The following is a 257-nucleotide window of genomic DNA, read 5'->3' as shown; positions in this document are numbered from 1 at the left end:
CCATTGCACTGTGCACCGGTGGTGGGCAAGGGTATATTGATTTAGCTGCAGAGCAAGGCATTGATGCTTATTTAACGGGTGAGGCATCGGAGCAAACAATTCATAGTTCTCGTGAGCAAAACATTGATTTTTTTGCCGCAGGGCATCATGCAACAGAGCGCTATGGTGTAAAAGCTCTGGGTGAGTTACTTGCTCAAGAGCATGGTTTTGATGTGACATTTATAGACATAGATAACCCAGTTTAACTAGGCTATCTA

The 257-nt window shown here is 44.0% G+C and carries 1 protein-coding gene; it reads left to right on the top strand.

The genetic code is table 11. The annotated features are described in order from the left end of the window. On the top strand, positions 1 to 245 hold a 245-nt coding region (locus AAEY88_RS14425; RefSeq protein ID WP_350563494.1), incomplete at its 5' end, for a Nif3-like dinuclear metal center hexameric protein. Positions 246 to 257 lie beyond the last annotated feature (12 nt).

The organism is Psychrobacter sp. CAL346-MNA-CIBAN-0220, assembly GCF_040309805.1.
Classification (GTDB): domain Bacteria; phylum Pseudomonadota; class Gammaproteobacteria; order Pseudomonadales; family Moraxellaceae; genus Psychrobacter.
The sequence above is the reverse complement of the archived record's forward strand: the minus strand, read 5'-3'. Positions and strand labels throughout refer to the sequence as shown.